General features: G+C 59.6%; 14 protein-coding genes. 6 read left to right on the top strand and 8 right to left on the bottom strand.

Annotated elements, in window-relative coordinates:
* Window positions 1-38 precede the first annotated feature (38 nt).
* Complete coding sequence (locus HY795_12860) at window positions 39-2,294, bottom strand: adenylate/guanylate cyclase domain-containing protein (protein ID MBI4806118.1); 2,256 nt, start codon at window positions 2,292-2,294, stop codon at window positions 39-41.
* 84 nt (window positions 2,295-2,378) lie between these two features.
* Here HY795_12860 and HY795_12855 point away from each other — a divergent pair, with 84 nt between their 5' ends.
* A complete protein-coding gene (locus tag HY795_12855) occupies window positions 2,379-3,485 on the top strand; it encodes a hypothetical protein (GenBank protein MBI4806117.1) in 1,107 nt (368 codons plus the stop codon).
* On the opposite strand, the gene HY795_12850 is transcribed toward HY795_12855, so the two are convergent.
* The gene (locus HY795_12850) at window positions 3,470-4,234 is read right to left on the bottom strand and encodes an ATP-binding cassette domain-containing protein (protein ID MBI4806116.1); all 765 of its coding nucleotides are present in this window, start codon (window positions 4,232-4,234) and stop codon (window positions 3,470-3,472) included. The two genes, HY795_12855 and HY795_12850, sit on opposite strands and share 16 nt — an antisense overlap.
* Before the next feature lie 339 nt (window positions 4,235-4,573).
* Between HY795_12850 and HY795_12845 the strand changes: the two genes are divergently transcribed.
* The 4 genes from HY795_12845 to HY795_12830 are packed head-to-tail and all read left to right on the top strand — an operon-like array spanning window position 4,574 to window position 8,017.
* Window positions 4,574-5,191 (top strand): winged helix-turn-helix transcriptional regulator, encoded by a 618-nt coding sequence (locus tag HY795_12845; protein MBI4806115.1) that lies wholly within the window; start codon window positions 4,574-4,576, stop codon window positions 5,189-5,191.
* A complete protein-coding gene (locus tag HY795_12840; protein ID MBI4806114.1) occupies window positions 5,188-6,300 on the top strand; it encodes an N-acetylneuraminate synthase family protein in 1,113 nt (370 codons plus the stop codon). Before HY795_12845 ends, HY795_12840 begins: the two co-directional genes overlap by 4 nt.
* 37 nt (window positions 6,301-6,337) lie before the next feature.
* Window positions 6,338-7,441 carry a glycosyltransferase family 1 protein gene (locus HY795_12835; GenBank protein MBI4806113.1) on the top strand — a complete coding sequence of 368 codons (1,104 nt, stop codon included), beginning with the start codon at window positions 6,338-6,340 and terminating at the stop codon, window positions 7,439-7,441.
* Between the two features lie 24 nt (window positions 7,442-7,465).
* On the top strand, window positions 7,466-8,017 hold the full coding sequence (locus tag HY795_12830; protein MBI4806112.1) for a C_GCAxxG_C_C family protein: 552 nt from the start codon (window positions 7,466-7,468) through the stop codon (window positions 8,015-8,017).
* 60 nt (window positions 8,018-8,077) lie between these two features.
* Here HY795_12830 and HY795_12825 read toward each other — a convergent pair whose 3' ends face one another.
* The 4 genes from HY795_12825 to HY795_12810 all read right to left on the bottom strand — a co-directional run bounded on the left by HY795_12825 (window position 8,078) and on the right by HY795_12810 (window position 11,670).
* Window positions 8,078-8,731 (bottom strand): DedA family protein, encoded by a 654-nt coding sequence (locus HY795_12825; protein ID MBI4806111.1) that lies wholly within the window; start codon window positions 8,729-8,731, stop codon window positions 8,078-8,080.
* A 92-nt stretch (window positions 8,732-8,823) separates the two neighbouring features.
* On the bottom strand, window positions 8,824-9,690 hold the full coding sequence (locus HY795_12820) for an efflux RND transporter periplasmic adaptor subunit (GenBank protein MBI4806110.1): 867 nt from the start codon (window positions 9,688-9,690) through the stop codon (window positions 8,824-8,826).
* A gap of 146 nt (window positions 9,691-9,836) precedes the next feature.
* Complete coding sequence (locus HY795_12815) at window positions 9,837-10,508, bottom strand: ABC transporter ATP-binding protein (GenBank protein ID MBI4806109.1); 672 nt, start codon at window positions 10,506-10,508, stop codon at window positions 9,837-9,839.
* 31 nt (window positions 10,509-10,539) lie between these two features.
* Complete coding sequence (locus HY795_12810) at window positions 10,540-11,670, bottom strand: FtsX-like permease family protein (GenBank protein MBI4806108.1); 1,131 nt, start codon at window positions 11,668-11,670, stop codon at window positions 10,540-10,542.
* 72 nt (window positions 11,671-11,742) lie between these two features.
* On the opposite strand from HY795_12810, the gene HY795_12805 reads away from it, so the two are divergent.
* Window positions 11,743-11,964, top strand: a complete 222-nt coding sequence (locus HY795_12805; protein MBI4806107.1) for a rubredoxin — start codon at window positions 11,743-11,745, stop codon at window positions 11,962-11,964.
* Between the two features lie 398 nt (window positions 11,965-12,362).
* On the opposite strand, the gene HY795_12800 is transcribed toward HY795_12805, so the two are convergent.
* A complete protein-coding gene (locus HY795_12800; protein MBI4806106.1) occupies window positions 12,363-13,226 on the bottom strand; it encodes a hypothetical protein in 864 nt (287 codons plus the stop codon).
* A gap of 203 nt (window positions 13,227-13,429) precedes the next feature.
* Window positions 13,430-15,952, bottom strand: a complete 2,523-nt coding sequence (locus tag HY795_12795; protein ID MBI4806105.1) for a PAS domain-containing protein — start codon at window positions 15,950-15,952, stop codon at window positions 13,430-13,432.
* Between the last annotated feature and the right edge of the window lie 304 nt (window positions 15,953-16,256).

Below are 16,256 nucleotides of genomic sequence, written 5' to 3'. Positions count from 1 at the left end.
GCAGCCCTATTGCGGGCAATCGCTTAACCATACCATTCCTATTTCGTGGTGTGCTCGAACACGCCGTCCCACGAGGGGCCGGGAGGGGTTTTCTCCAAGGCCCGGCATCGGTCGGCGTACAGTGCATAGAGCCCGTTGTCCGTTTTGGACTGGAGATCCTCGAAGAGACTCCGGGCCTGGCTGAAATGCCCCTCCCGATAGAGTTCGAGGCCTTCGGACCACCTGGCCACTTCGTCAGGCTCGGCCTTGTCGTGAACCGCATAAATGGTGACGGGCTCGTGCTTGCCCTTCACGCGCACCCGGTCGATCTCCTGCCAGATGAAGCCTTCGCCAGCCCCGTCCCGCATGGCTTCTGTGAGGAGAATCCTCTGGTGATAATATTTGGTGAGTCCTTCCAGACGCGAACAGAGGTTCACGTTGTCGCCGATGATGGTGTAGTCGAAGAGGTCGGCCGAGCCGAAGTTGCCCACGCGCACGCCCCCTCTGTGAAGCCCGATGCCTATTTCAATCTCGAAGCCAAACCGGGCCTTGAACCCTACGTTCAGCCGGTCCAGCTCCCTCTGCATGGACAGGGCCGTTTCCACGGCCTGGCGCGGATGGTCCGCCACGTCCAAGGGGGCATTCCAAAAAGCCATGATGGCATCGCCGATGAACTTGTCCAGGGTGCCGAAACTGCCAGTGATGAGCCGGGTCATCGGGGTCAGGTATTCGTGGAGCAGGTCGACTACCTGAGTGGGAGTCAGTTTTTCGGAGATGGTGGTGAATCCGCGCACGTCCGAGAAGAGGATGCTGACGTCTTTCTCCTCACCGCTTAAGTTGAGCTTGCCCGGTTCATCCACGATCTGCTCCACCACCTGAGGGGAGAGATACTGTGAAAAGGCTGACTTGATGAAACGCTTCTGGCTCTCCTCGCGCAGGAACTTGATGAAGGTGAGCAGGGTGAAGTTGACGGCCAGGGCCATGAGCGGGGTCAGCGGGGACACGTAGAAGTCCATGCGGTTCATGCTGAACGCACAGAAAAACCATACGGCCAATCCGGCCAGCAGGCTCAAGCCTCCGGCCCAGAGCGACCGGGTGACCATGAGCTGCACGGTGACGCCAAGCCCGAAAACCGCCAGGAGAACAAGCTCGATGTACCAGGCATCCATGGGATGGCGAAGGAATCGGTCGGAGAGGATCATGTCCGCCACCGTGGCGTGGGCCTCAACCCCGGGGAAGGTCCTGTCCACCGGAGTGGCCCGGACATCCTCCAGGCCCCTGGCCGAAGTGCCGATGAACACGATCCTGCCTTCCAATTCCTCGCGGGAAGCTTTGCCCGACAGCACGTCCGCTGCCGACACGTAGGGGAACGTCCGGCCAGGCCCCCGAAAATCCAGAAGAATCCGTCCATTGCCGTCCAATGGCACGACCCTGCGGCCCAATGGCCCCAAGTCCAGCGAATAGGCCAGGTCCTGGCCGCCGTAAGGATTGGGTTCGATTGTAAGCAGGGCGGACTTGTCCCCAAAAGCGCGCATGACCGTTGCCACCGCCAGGCTCGGGTAGACCGTCCCGTTCCAGGTCATGGCCAGGGGCACCCAGCGCACCACGTTGTCCCTGTCCGGGAAGGAGTTGAAGAATCCGGCCCAGCCGCAGGTTTTGGCCAGCTCCGGCAGGGGGCACACCAACGAGGCGGCGCTGGGAATCATAACCGGGGCGTCCAGGACTCCGGGAGAACGTTTCAGAGCCACGCGGGCGGGAGGCAAAACGCATTGCCCCCCCAGGCGCCGGTTGTCCTCCTCGGTGAACGTGAAGAAGTAGCCCAGCACATAGGGGCCGCCGGCCAGGTTGTCTGCCAGGAGTTTGTCGTTGTCGCGCAGCCCTTCGGGCAGACCGGTGAAGTCCATGTTCACGCCAAGCCCTGCCAGATCGCGCCTGATGTGTTCCGGCGAGGTTTGGTCAGGCTCTGCGAAGACCACGTCCATGCCCACAGCCAGAACGCCGTACTGTTTCAGCCTGCCGAGCAGCAGGGCTATCCGGTAGCGCGGCCAGGGCCACTGGCCCACCTCGGACAGGCTCTTCTCGTCCAAGTCCACCACGGCCACCTGGCCTGTCTGGACCGGTTTGTCCCGCTGCGAGAGAAGGATGTCGTAGATCTTGTAGTCGAGGAATTGCAGCCAGTTAGGCTGGCTCCAGTGAACGGCCGACAAGGCAAACGTGACCGCCAGGCCGGGCAGAAAAAGCGCCAGCCACAGCTTGGGGTCGGCCATGCGCCTGAAAAAACCGTTTTTCACAGGACTTCTGGAGCTTCCGGGCACTTTCCACTCTCCACAAAATCGTATAACTGGCTCACCATGGCGGGCGCCCCTTAATGAAAACCATCGCCTGCCGATACAGTCGACGTGGATAGCCAGATAAAAAACATCGGCTTTGCAGGCCGCCTTTTCTCACGCCTGGACGCGGAGAGCAAACGCCTCCTGCTGGCCGGGTGTGTGGCGTATCTGCTGTGCATCTGGCAGGCCGTCTGCACGTCCCCGCCATGGCCCGCCCTGACGCCGCCGGTTCACCCCGACCTGGTGGACCTTGCCGGCCCGGCGCTTAATCCCGCCGTGGCCCGCAAGCTCACCTGGGACATGTTCTCCCAGGCCCTGCAACCGGGCGAACTGAGAGCCCGCATCGACCTGCAGTCGGTTCGCCAGCCCATCGATCCGGAGGGGCTAAGCCCCGACGATCCGGACGCCTGGGCCCGGCTTGCCGGGGCCACACTGTGGGGAAAATCCAACGCCGTTTTCAGGCCGACCCCCACGTACACCATGGCCTGCTTCATCCCCCAGCAGCAGCCGGGAGCCAAGCCATCTCATGCGGCTCCTCCCGGGCATCTGGCCGCCAAATACGAATCCGGTGACCAGGGGGCGGCTTCCGTGGGGCACACCCCTTCGGCCGGAACCAGCTACGGAACGTTCCAGATAGCCTCAGGTACCCCCACTTTTTCCAACTTCATCAGGTATTTGAAAGAACACGCTCCGGACCTCCACGCACGGCTCACCGCGCGCGGCCCGGCCAATACAGGCTCCACCAGCGGGTCGGTGCCGGAGGAATGGCGCAAGATCGCCTCCGAGCACTCCAAGCGCTTCGAGCGTCTGCAGTATGAATTCATTCTCGTCAGCCACTATCGCCCGGCGGTCGCCTACATTTTTTCCCAGACCGGGGTGGATGTCTCCGCCCTGTCCCCGGCCAGCCGGGAAGTCCTCTGGAGCGCCGCCGTGCAGCACGGGGTCGGCGGGGCTTCCGACATTTTCGTCACAGCCATAAAATCCATCAAGCCCCGCATCGTGGAAGAACGCCGGGTGGTTTACTTCGAAAAGGCCCTGATCGAGGAAGTGTACAAGGAGCGCCTGCGCTGCTTCGGACATGGCCCGTATATCGCCCGGGGAGCTATGCTGACCCGCTACGGCCGCGAAAAAAACCAAGCCCTGAACCTGCTCGACCGCCACTACTCCGGCACATAAGCCTGGGCGAGAGCGTCTTCGCCCGGCATAAATGCTCGCATCATGGGGTGCTGAGACTTTCTTGCCTCCTCGGAGCTGCCGGAAAACACAATTTTTCCTCCATCCAGCAAAGCCACCCTGTCTGCAATGGTGAACACGTCCGGGATGTCGTGGCTGACCATGACGGCCGTAAACCCGAAGGCCTTGCGCGACTCGTCGATGAGCTTGAACACTCCCCATTTCCTTAACGGGTCGAGCCCGGTGGTGGGTTCATCGAAAAGCACGATGCGCGGTTTCGTGACCAGGGCCCGGGCCAGGGCCACGCGCTTTTGCATTCCCCCTGAGAGCTGCGACGGAAATTTGCCGGGAACCTCGGCAAGTTCCAGCTCCCTGAGCTTTTGCTCCACCAGCTCACGGACCTCGGGTTCGGGAAGCCTCAGTTTTTCCCTGAGCGGAAGGGCTATGTTGTCAAAGACCGTCAAAGAATCGAACAGAGCCATGCCCTGAAACATATAGGACATGACCGATTTCAGCTCCCTGCGCTCCGCTCTGGACATTTGCCCCAGGGGTTTTCCCTCGAAGAAGACATCTCCGGAATCCGGGGTCATTAGCCCCATGATATGTTTGAGCAAAACGCTTTTGCCTTCGCCGCTTTTCCCGATCACCGCGGTCAAATCCCCCGCCGGGATGGCCAGGTTCACACCACTGAGCACCGTCCGCCCCTGGAAGGATTTCCCGAGATCCTTGATTTCTATGAGAGCTGTTGTCACGCGAGGCCTCCGGGCCGTTTCTTACCCCAGAGCCCGGGAAAAGCAACTCACCGCGACCGCCTCACCTCCGGAAGGACACTCTTTGCCTTTCGGCATGAAGATTGCTTAGTGGATTTCGCCCCCTCGTGGCTAAAGCGATGGGAAACTCCTGCCGATATACCATTTACGAGTCAAATGATCGGTACGGCAGGGGACGAGACATCACACTGAAATGACGGGAAAAATTGAAATGCGGCAAACTCTTGTTATCCTTTGCGAAAGCAAGTACCTTAACAAAGTCTGGGGCTTTATGGGCCTGCCGCATACATTCACCACATTAACGAACGACAGGGTCCGGCCATGCTGCTGGTGAACAAGACGTACTACCGCCCGAGCAAAGCGGCCAGATACCTGGCCATACTCGACACCCTGGCCCAGGACAACATGGTGAGCCAGAACGAACTTGGTCGCAGGGCCAATCTTTCAGGCGCCATGGTGAACCAGTACTTGAAGGAGATGGTGGACAACGAGCTCGTCGAGTACGAGAGAGTGAACGGCAAGAGTTTCCGTTACCTGCTCACCGACGAGGGCGAAGCCCGCAGGCAGGCCATGTTCTCCAATTTCTCCTCGGAGACGGTGCAGATTTATACCGCGCTCAAGACGACCATAGCCAGCAAGCTCAAGGTTCTTAAAGCCCGGGGCGTAATGAAGCTGGTTCTTTTCGGCGCTTCCGAAACCTGCGAGATCGTCCTCCAGGCGCTTCGCGCCGCTGGCGGGTTCGAGGTCATGGCGGTGGTCGACAACGACCCGGCCAAGGCTGGCAAGACGCTTGGCGGACACATCATATCACCTTCCGTGGTGCTCGGTTCCCTTCGGCCTCAGGCCGTGGTTATTACCTCCTTCGGCTGCCAGGAGGAAATTTTCAAGCAGCTCCGGGCCCTGTACGAGCAGCATAACGTGGAGATCATACGCTTATGAAGACCTACCCCTCCATCCGGCTCAATTCCGGAACCATCATCGGCCATGGCCGTCCCTGTTTTGTGGTCGCCGAAATCGGCAACAACCACCAGGGAGATCTGGCCATCGCCCGCCAGATGGTGGAAGAAGCCGCCCGGGCCGGGGTGCAGGCGGTCAAGTTCCAGAAGCGCGACATGAACGCCCTTTTCACGGACGAAGGGCTTCAGATGCCATATTCCGGCCCCAACAGCTTCGGCAGGACCTACGGCGAGCACCGCATCGCCCTGGAGCTCACCATCGAAGACATGGCTGAGCTCAAGGCGCTGGCCGAATCTCTCGGGCTCATCTTCTTCGCCTCAGCCTGGGATCAGGTGAGCCTGACCGAACTGCTCGACATGGGCGTGGATATCTTGAAAATCTGCTCTGCGGACCTGGTGAACGTCCCCCTTCTGCGCCAGGCCGGCGCCAGCGGGCTGCCCGTGATCCTTTCCACCGGCATGAGCAGCTTAGAAGAGATCGACCTGGCGGTTGCCGAACTGCGCAGGTTCCACCAGAACATCATCGTGCTGCACTGCAACTCCACCTACCCCTGCCCGGATGAATGCGTGGGCCTGCCCATCATGGCCGAGCTCTCCAAGCGCTACGGCCTGCCCGTGGGCTATTCCGGCCACGAGAAGGGCATCGGACCCAGCGTGGCTGCCGCCGCCCTGGGCGCGTGCGTTGTCGAACGCCATTTCACCCTGGACCGCACCCTGCGCGGCACAGACCATCAGGCCTCCCTTGACCCGGCCGGATTCACCCAGATGGTGGGCCTGATCCGGGAAGCCGAAGCGGCAATGACCGTGTGCCGCAAGGAAGTATTCGAAGCCGAACGCAAGGTGGCCGTGAAGCTGCGCAAGAGCATGGTATTCACCCGCGACCTGCCAGCGGGGCACATCCTCGGCGAGGCCGACCTCACCGTCAAATGCCCTGGCCACGGCGTAAGCCCCATCCACTGGGACGCGATACTGGGCAGGACCCTGGTGTCCGCCGTTCGCCACGAGGACCTTGTCCAGTGGGACCAGCTCGCCCCGGCCGTGCGCGCCGCCAGGAGCATCCGCGAGGAGATGCCCCTGGCCTTAAGCCGCTAGCAGGACTGAGGCCAAACGGCGTGAGGACCGGCACAGCATGAAGGTCCTGCACTTCTCCATCACCCCTCTGGCGGGCATGCCCATACGCCTGGTGCAGGCCCTGGGCCGGCACACCGGCGTTGACGCACGCCTGGTGGATCTCAAACGATTCGGCCTGTACGACCACGACCTGGTTTTCCAGGAATCGCCCGAAGAAGCCCTCGACCTGGCCTGGGAAGCGGACGTCATCCACCTCCACAACTACCTGGACTACGAGTCCAAGGCCTTTGGACGAATAGATTTCGGTGAGCTGGCCCAGGCGGGCAAGCACATTCTCCGGCAATTCCACTCCTCTCCCGATCTGGTGGCACAGGTAATGGGCATCACGCCCGAGGCGTTGCTGGCCCAGGACATCCCCTGCATCGCCATCGCCCAGTATCCGGAGCGGCTCTATACAAAGGCCATGGTGGTTCCGAATTTCGTTCCCGAAACCGACAGCGCCTACCAGCCTAGTTCCAAGCCCCCGAAGTGGGACATTTTCTACAGCCCCACCAAGGACATGAGCGCCTGGGCGGACCGGTGGAGCACCAAGGGGATGCCGGAGGCCACGGCCGTTATCGATTCCGTGGTCAAGAACACCGGATGCACGGCGCGCATCGTTACCGGCCTGCCCCTGGCCGAGGCGCTTGCAATCAAGCGCCAGAGCCGCATCGTGGTGGATGATCTGGTGACTGGCAGCTACCATCTTACCGGGCTGGAGGGTCTGGCCCAGGGCAAATGCGCCCTTTCCTACCTGGATGAGCGGTCGCTTATGCTGCTGCGCCATTTTTCCGGCGCCGACTCGCATCCTTTTGTGAACGTCCGCCTGGAAGATGCGGCGGAGGTTCTTGAACATCTTGTGGGCGAGCCGGCGCTGTGCAGGGAACTCGGAGCGAGGGGCCGGTCCTGGCTCACCAGCCGCTGGTCCGAGGAGCGGATGATCCGCTTCTACGAGCATGTGTACGAGCTCTTGCTGGAGGACCCGGCGCTGGTGCAGCGTCAGCCCGAGCTATCGCTTACGAGCGATGCCAAGTATTTCTTTTTCAGCACCCTTGCGGACCTGACCTATAGATCGCGGGCCAAGGCGTGGACCGATCCGTCTTCTTCGCCTAAAAAGGACTGATCCTTTTTACGACGGAGCAAGATCATGGACCTTACCCGCCGCGCCATTCTTGGCGGCGTCTGCTGCGCTGGCGTGGGATTCGCTTCCGGCCTGGCCCTGCCCGATATCGTCAGCACCCGGTCCGCACCCCTTCCTCCCGGATCCGATGCCCCGGCTTTGGCCGTGCAGCGCTTTTTGTCCCATTTGAATTGCACCCAGGCAGTCTTGGAGTCACTTGCAGGACAGACAGGCCTGTCTCCGGAAATGATCACCCAGATCACCACCCCGTTCGCGGCCGGGATGTGGAATGGCCTGACATGCGGCGCTGTCACCGGGGCCATGATGGCCATTGGCATGCGCCACGGCCGCACCCAGGACGGCGACTCCAAGGCTACCGATGGTACCAAGGTAATAATGCGCGAGTTTGTGAAGGCCATGACCGGCCAGTTCGGCGACCTGAACTGCTCGGCCTTGCTCGGCACGAACATGGCCACGGATGAAGGAATAAAGGAAGCGGCGGCCAAAGGACTTTTCAAATCAAAATGCCCCCTGCTGGTGGAAGCCGCCACCAGGGAGGCCGTCAGGTTGATGGCGTAGAACTAAAACGCAAAAGGCCGCCCCCGGGGGCGGCCTTCCATGTTGCGAACAGTGCGCCGGCTATTGCGCGACCCGGGCAGCGGCCCGCCTGGCCTTGATGAACTCGATAAGCCCGGGTGTGATCGAAAGCAGGATGATGCCATAGATCACCACGCTGAAATACTTCTTCACCCAAGGCATGTTGCCGATCAGGTATCCCAGCCCGATGAAGCCGCCGATCCAGAGAATACCCCCTCCGACCGAAAAGCTCACGAACTTGGAATAGGTCATCTTGCCTATGCCGGCCACGAAAGGAGCGAACGTCCTTACGATGGGCATGAACCGGGCGATGACCACTGTCTTTCCGCCGTGCTTCTCATAGAAGGCGTGGGTCTTGTCCAGGTGCTTCTTGTTGAGCAGTTTGCTGTTCTCGCGGCTAAACACCGCCGGGCCCACGAAGCGGCCGATCCAGTAGTTGGTGTTGTCTCCCAGCACCGCTGCGGCAATGAGCAGCCCGGCGGTGAGCATGGGGTCGAGAAAACCCGCTCCACACAAGGAGCCGACGATGAACAGCAGGGAATCGCCGGGCAGAAACGGAGTGACCACCAGGCCGGTCTCGCAGAAGATGATCAAAAACAGAACCAGATAGGTCCAGGAACCGTAGTCTTTGACGATCATGTTCAGAGCCTGGTCCACGTGGCCGAGCATCCAGATGAACTGGGAGATGATTTCCATTGAAGACCTCTAATGGGGTGAGCCGGAAAGATGCGCTCCGGCCGGGGTTACATACGGCCAGAACGTTTCGCAGGCAAGGACAAAACTAAACCCTAGCTTTCGTCCAAAAGAATAAAGACATCCATGCGCATGCCCACAGGTATGGACGTGCCTGGAGCGAATTCTATGAGCGTTTCCAGCACCTTGGTATCCAGACGTTCGGCCGGGTCGTCGGTGCGCACGTTCTTTCTTCCCAGCATCTTGGCGATGCGGATCACCCGCCCCTCAAAACGCTTGGCGCCGTAGGCGTCTGCCATGGCATAAGCCTTCTGCCCGACCTTCACCTTGGCCACGTCCTTTTCATCAACGTCGCCTCGAATCCGCAGAGTGCTCACGTCACCCACTGTGACCACCGGGGAATCGAAGTTGGTGGAGACCATCTCGCCTGCCCGGCGGTGCTTGCGCAGCACCACTCCGTCAATGGGCGAATGGATCAGAGCCTTGTCCTGATAGGCCAGAGCCTCGTCCAACTGCCCCTTGGCTTGGGCATGCTGTGCCTCGGCCCGGCGCACGTCCTCCTCGCGGGAGGGATCGTTAATCAGGTGAAAACGCTCCCGGGCCTGGCTCACCTTCTGGGAGGCCACCAGGTAGTCCTTCTCGGCGCGGTCCGCCTCTTCCTTGGCGATGACCCCCTGGGACACCAGCCTGACCCGCCGCTCGTTCTCGCGGCGGGCGTTGTCCCGAACGGATTCGGCTTCGCGCAGAATGGCAGCGGCCTCGATGCGCTCCATGGACCTGGCTCCGGCCACCACCTTGTCCAGGGCGGCTTTCGCGGCCCGCACATTGGCCTGGGCCTGAACCACCCGGGCCCTGATGTCGTCGTCCACCAGCCGGGCCAGGGGCTGGCCCTTGCGAACGGGGTCGCCCTCCTCAACGAGCACGTCCATAATCTTGCCCGGAATGTCGAATCCCAGGCGCATCTCCTCGCTGACCGGCTCCACGCGCCCCGCTGCCGCAACCCAGGCACCCGACTGCGGAAACCGGGTGACTACGGTCTCGCTGTTGGGCGCTGCCACCGGACCGATCAGGGTGCCCGCAACACAGGCCAGTACAGCAAAAATCCGGATCACTCCTGACCCTCCGAGACCTTGAGCCGGCCGTCTTCAATGCGCACGATGCGGTCGGCAAAGTCGAATATGCGGTTGTCATGGGTAACCACCACCACGCTGCGCCCCCTCTTGATAGCCAGCTCCCGCAGCAGGCCAATGACCATCCTGCCGTTGACCGAATCGAGCGCAGCGGTGGGTTCGTCCGCCAGGATGATCTCAGGGTCTCCGGCCAGGGCCCGGGCGATGGCCAGGCGCTGCTTCTGCCCGCCCGACAAATCCGCTGGCATACTCCCGACCTTGTCGCCAAGCCCGACGGACTCCATGACCTGCGCAGCCTGATGGCGGGCTTTTTTGGCCGGTACGCCTTTGAGGTCCAGGGCCACCATGATGTTCTCCTCGGCCCGCAGCGTGGGGAAGAGGTTGTAGTTCTGAAAAATGAACCCGATGCTTTGGAGCCGCACCCGGCATAACCCGGTTTCGGGCAGACCCACAATCTCCTGGCCCCGTATGACCACGCTGCCCGCGTCCGGACGCAGAATGCACCCCATGACGGACAGCAAGGTGGTTTTGCCGCTTCCCGACGGTCCCATGAGCAACACCAGTTCCCCTGGGTTCACGTCCAGTGACACCTGGTCCAAGGCCACGGTTCGGGCTTGGCCTGAACCAAAGGCTTTGGTCAGATTCCGCACCGAAACCGCCGGGGCGCCATTTGCCGCCACTTCAACGTCCCTTGAAAACCATCACCGGATCGATCCGGGTGACCTTGTTGATGGAGATGAGCGCCGCCCCCACGCACATGAACACCGTGACGAAAAAAAGCCCCACCGCGACCCCGAACGGCAGGATGATCGACGCCCCGCCCTTGTCCGCGAACTGCACGATCACGTAGCTGACCATGATGCCCAGGCTGTAGCCTGCCACGGCGCTGGCCAGGGCCTGGATGATAATGATTTTGTAGATGTACCAGTTCTCGGCCCCCATGGCCCGCAGGGTTCCGAATTCCGCCAGGTGGTCCATGGTGGTGGCGTAGAGGGTCTGGGCCACCACCACCACACCCACCACCAGCCCCAAGGCGGCGGCGATGAGCAGGGCCATGCCCGCGCCAGTGGTGAACATCCAATACTGCTGGGTTTTGCTCGAGAACTCCTTCCGGGTATAGACGTCGACGCCGTCCACATTGTCCAGAAGCGATCGGCGCACGCCTTCCGCGGATGCCCCCGGAGCGAGCGTGACCAGCACGTAGGTGAATTTGCCTTCGCGCATGTTGCACAGGGTCTGGGCAATGGGCAGCGAACAGAAGATATAGGGGGAGGTGGTGAAGGAGCGGATGCCGCTGGTGAAGGCGACCACCCTGGCCCTGTGTCCGTTGATCTCCACCTGGTCTCCAAGCTGGGCCACGCCGAGCTTGTGTTTGTATACTTGGTCGATAACAATAGTGTCGGTGAGGCTCAGCGCGCGGAGGTCACCTTCCACAACGTTCCAGGGTTTGCCCAAACCCGAAGGGAGTTCGTAGCCCACCACTTCAACGCTCTCGGTTCCGCCGTTGGGTTTTTTCCAGTTCGCGAACTGTACGACCAACCTCCGCGCCTCGGCGATCCCCGGCGTGGACAGCGCCTGGTAATAGGCTTTCTGCGGCAGCGGGGACGTGACGTCGAAGTTTCGCATGCCCCTGGCGCAGACCCAAATGTCCGCCTCGGTGTTGTCGATCACAGCGGACGTGGCCGAAGTGAACCCCACGAAAAGGCCCACCTGCACAGCAATGAGCACCACCGCGAAGACCACTCCGGTGAGGGTGACGACGAGGCGGACTTTGTCGTGCAGAAGGTTGCGAAGGGCGATGATGAGGGTCATGAGGCTAGGCTTTCTGCTCCAGGTGGGATAATGATGATTAAAACCCCGTTGCTATCGAGCAGGAGCAGGAATATGGCCAGACCCGAAGAGATGTGGCGTTGCCAAACCACCAACTGCGGTTATGTGTACGACCCCGACAGAGGCGACAAAAAAGGGAAGATCCCACCCGGCACCTCCTTCGACGAACTCCCTGAAACATGGAAATGCCCTGTATGCGGAGCCACAAAAAGGTGTTTCCGCCCTGTGGCCGGACCCGGCTCAACCGCTGAGGTAGTCTGCCCCGTACCGGACTAGCTCTCAGCCTTCTCCGGGAATCTTCTCGCAGTCGGAACGAAAACAGCAGTCTGGCTGTCCGCAGACTGCGAACAAACCCCGACCGAAACATGGCTCGTATCCTTCAGCGGTTTGGATCGCCCGGACAGCCGTTGTTTTGCTCCAGCCCACGGCAATCTTCAAGCCGACATCTTTGGCTTTGTCGCGAAGCTCTTTCATGTTCATGACGCGAAGCCCCCCTCGAAGAGTTCTTTCACCTACTGTTTAGACCATCTTGGGAGAGTGCGCAATGCGGAGAGGAAAAAATGCGAGTAATTCCAACATGCGGGAGAGCGCGCAGAGCAATGGAAGCATTTTTTGAATTCCAAGCCATACCGGCAAGTTAGCTTCCTGTTCTGGAAAAGACGTTCCCCATAGGGTTATTCGGCAATGCCGCTGCGCTCGCGAAAAAGGGTGGAATGCCATTCGAAGACACGCTCGATAAGTTCCTCCGCAACATTATCCTGAATGACCATCCATTGAATCTCGTCTGAATCCGGACCCTTGCGGCCGACGTGTTCAAACTCGACTCCCATTTGCAGATCTTTTGAAACAGGGTCCTCCACCAGGCGAACGGTCCTCCCCACCAGCCAGAGTTCCTTCGGTTGGTGGCGCACCTCATGGGCGAAATGCATATAGAGGGTGTACTCGTCTTTTACCGAAGGACAAAATTCGGACTGACGGCAGAATTCACGGTCGAAATAGAGCCCGATTCCCCCGGCGGACATGTTCTCCATTCTGCAGAGCTTCCCCTGCCTGAGCTCGCGCAATCCAAAGAGGATTTCATCATCCCCGGGATTTTTGAGCTTGCCCCCATTCCAGAAGAGAAGCTCATCAAACCAGCTGAGTTCGGGCCGCACCCGCATGCTGCGACGGCGCTGGGACCTTTCCACCCTGGCAGGCAAAGATGTAACGAAAACAATACCGCCATTCTTTGCTTGCCTGACATCGAGTATCTTGGCCCTGAAGCCGAAAAACCCCATACCGCTTTTCCCTTCACGGATGCGGAAATAGCAGCTGAAGTATTTTCCGACAAAAGAGTCGCCTTTTTGTATACCGTAAACGTCAAGGTAGAGTTTTTCACTGCCAAGGGTATTCAAAGAGCAACTGAGCCCCTTGAGCGTGGTCACGGAATCCTCGAAAACCAGATCCATCCGAGAACGCTGCACCAATGCCTGGTCCAGCAGCTCCCGAGAAGCCGTGACCAGAGTTTCATCTTTCTTTTTAAAGAGATCGATAATCATGCTTGTCCCATACACTCTATTTCAATGCGCCGCATCAGTACGTCGCGCTCTTGAATATATACAGCTTATAACAATACATCGTCTTTGTTAAATCACTCCGCAACGACTTGCAATTCCCATTCCGGATATTTCAAAACTGAAATGCGCCTGTTCGGTCGCACGATCGCACGAGCGGATGTCTACTTCAGAAAAACCTGAAAATATCAAACCAAGCAAGACTTGTCTTTCAACGGGAGTCTTATTGTGAACTTCGCCCCTGCTCCCGGCTGGGATTCCACAGTAAGTTCTCCCCCGTGATTCTCGCAAACGATGAAGTACGACACGGAGAGCCCCAGCCCCGTGCCGTGTCCAGGTTCCTTGGTGGTGAAGAAAGGCTCGAAGACTTTGCGCCTGGTGGCGTCGTCCATTCCTGGACCAGTATCCTCGACCTCGATGATCACAGCCTGAGCATCCCGCCGGGTGCGGACCGTGATGGACGGGGCTGGGGTCCCGGCAATGGCCATGGCCTGGGCCGCGTTCCGCAAAAGGTTGAAGACCACCTGCTGTATCTGCTGGGGCGAGCAGGGAACACAGGGGTTTTCCTGGTCGAACTCTCTCACTATCTTTGTTTTTTTGAAGTCGTAGTTTGAGGGCAGGCTGTAGTCCTGAAGGCAGAGGTCGAGTGCTTTGCCCACCAGCATGTTCACGTCCACCGGCAGCCAGGCCGAGGAGCTGCGCTTGCTGAACTCGAGCATGTTTGAAACGATGCCCGCTGCGCGCTTGGCTGAACCACGGATGCCTGCCAACAATTCCGGGATCTGTCTTTCATTCAGATATGCCAGGACATCCTCAAGCGAGCATCCCGCCTTTATTGCAGCCTGCTGGTTGGCCGGAGCATCCGGGCGCATCCGTGAGAGTATCACCTGGGCGCTCTGCATGATTCCGCCCAAGGGATTATTGATCTCATGGGCCATCCCGGCGGCCAGCCCTCCCACGGACATCATCTTTTCAGACTGCACCAGGAGCTCCTGCATGCGGTGCTGCTCCGTGGCTTCGTCAATCCGCACCACCGCCTCCCGCAGCCCGATCGTATGCAGCGGGTAGATTACCACGTCCTGGGCGTTGGTTGCGCCGTCCTTCACATACACCTGACGGGGCAGAACCAGCACAATGCCTTCTGATATGGAGCGGCGAACGTTCTCAAGAATATGGTCCGCCTGCGGCAGGGACGACTCGAGAACCGGCAGAGAGCACTCCCCGCAGGCTTGGCGGGCCACCATGTTGGCGTGAGTGACCTTTCCGGTCTCGTCCATGCAAAGGATGATAGAGGGGGAGGAGTCCAGTATGGCCTGCAGATAGGCCCGGGTCTTCTCCAGGTCGCCCTCGGCTTTTCGCAGATCGGTGATGTCCGCTATCACGCCAACCAGACCAGCCACTCCCCCCTCACCGTCGCGGTAGAGCGCCTTGTGGAACCTGACCTGTCTGGGACCTCTTGGGGACTCCTTCTCATATTCGTATACCTGAACCCCCTCCCTGGAGGAGAAGAGTTCATCGTCCTTGTTTTTGTACACTTGGGCTTCGTCAGGAGGATAGAGGTCAAGAACTGAGCGGCCCAGGAGCAACTCCCGCTTCACTCCCATGAGCTCGGAAAAGGCGGGGTTGCAGCCCTGGTAAATGCCCGAGGCGTCCTTGTAGAAGATCGGAGTGGGCATGGCCTCCATGAGCGATTGAACGAAATTCACTTGAGCGCCCAACTGTCTCTGAAGCCTGCGCCGGACGACCAGGTTGTAGGCCAGAATGATCGATATGGTGACCAGGAGCAATGTTACCAGACCGTAGCCCCATACGAGTTGCTTGTGCATCCCGTAGAAGGAGACGGGCTTGTTCAAAAAAATTCTGTCTTCAGGGAATTCGTCGGGATTGAGCCCAAAGCGCTGGACGGCGTTGTAATCGAACAGATTCTGCTCGCTGTTGTCCACCACCGGCGGCAACGGACTCCCGGGGCCATTGCGCAGGATGCCAGCCATCATGCGCCCGGCCGTGTCCCCCTGGGCTTCCATGGAAACCACCTTGCCGCCCAGGACGCCCTCCTTCACCCAATAGGACCAGCCGGTGAACACAGGAACCTTGCTCGCGGCGACAATCCTCCTGGCGGCTTCGTCAATTTGCATCAGCACGCCGTCATTGCGCGGGGTGACCATGGCGAAGACCACCCACTCTGGCCCAAGCTCCCGGAGTCTCCCTTCCATGGCGGATATTTCCCGCTCCTGAAAATAAACCGGTTCGATAGCGCCCTTAAGCTCACCGGTGGATCTTTCCATTTCAGCCACGTTAAGCACATTATTGGTTGTCGGGCCGGAAAGGACCAAGATTTTTTTTGTTGCAGGCAACAGCCTAAGAGCGAGTTGCAGAGTGTCTTGAAAGGCCGGCCCCTCAAAGACGCCCGTGATGCCGTCCTGGCCTTGGAGCATTTCCGGGCTGAAGGTGTTGATGCCGGCAAACACGACTGGAATATTCGGAGCAAGAGTTTGGCGGTGCTTGAGCCAGAAGTTCAGCGCCCTGAGCCCGTTGAGTATGACCGCATCGGCGGGCATTTTTTTCAGAAGGGCGGCCACGCTGTCCCGCTTTATCTTCAGGAACTCCGGATAGTCAGGGCTGTCGCGATAGCGTGCGGCTTCAAGGTACTCCACGACCTTTTCTATTTTCAGCCCGGATTTCTCGAAGGCCTTGTCGAGACCAAGACTCACTTGATCGGTCGCATCCAACCCCTGATGGGATGAATGCAGGATAAGGACGCGATAGTGCCTGGATGGGGGGGGATCACCGCCGGGTACAGCCCATGCTGGGTGGGACAAAACGACAAGAAGGAGCAGTAGAAGCACACGAACGAAAGATTCAAAGAGAGAAAGAAAAAACATGCTTACACCAAACATCGCATCACGGCTCGATGCCGTGTTTTCCGCTCCGTAGTATCATCAAGGAGATTCGTCAAAACAAAGCGTTGCGTGCACCATTCTGCCCGGCATGATCGTTTGGAGAGAAATCTGGTCC

It is taken from the genome of Desulfovibrio sp., from assembly GCA_016208105.1.
In the GTDB taxonomy this organism is placed as follows: Bacteria; Desulfobacterota; Desulfovibrionia; order Desulfovibrionales; family Desulfovibrionaceae; genus Fundidesulfovibrio.
This window is presented reverse-complemented; position numbering and strand designations above follow the sequence as displayed.

Bases quoted from the DNA above. Each gene is read 5' to 3' on its own strand.
- HY795_12845 (MBI4806115.1), top strand. From the start codon at position 4,574: ATGCTGCTGGTGAACAAGACGTACTACCGCCCGAGCAAAGCGGCCAGA.
- HY795_12840 (MBI4806114.1), top strand. From the start codon at position 5,188: ATGAAGACCTACCCCTCCATCCGGCTCAATTCCGGAACCATCATCGGC.
- HY795_12835 (MBI4806113.1), top strand. From the start codon at position 6,338: ATGAAGGTCCTGCACTTCTCCATCACCCCTCTGGCGGGCATGCCCATA.
- HY795_12830 (MBI4806112.1), top strand. From the start codon at position 7,466: ATGGACCTTACCCGCCGCGCCATTCTTGGCGGCGTCTGCTGCGCTGGC.
- HY795_12825 (MBI4806111.1), bottom strand. From the start codon at position 8,731: ATGGAAATCATCTCCCAGTTCATCTGGATGCTCGGCCACGTGGACCAG.
- HY795_12820 (MBI4806110.1), bottom strand. From the start codon at position 9,690: ATGCGCCTGGGATTCGACATTCCGGGCAAGATTATGGACGTGCTCGTT.
- HY795_12810 (MBI4806108.1), bottom strand. From the start codon at position 11,670: ATGACCCTCATCATCGCCCTTCGCAACCTTCTGCACGACAAAGTCCGC.
- HY795_12805 (MBI4806107.1), top strand. From the start codon at position 11,743: ATGGCCAGACCCGAAGAGATGTGGCGTTGCCAAACCACCAACTGCGGT.
- HY795_12800 (MBI4806106.1), bottom strand. From the start codon at position 13,226: ATGATTATCGATCTCTTTAAAAAGAAAGATGAAACTCTGGTCACGGCT.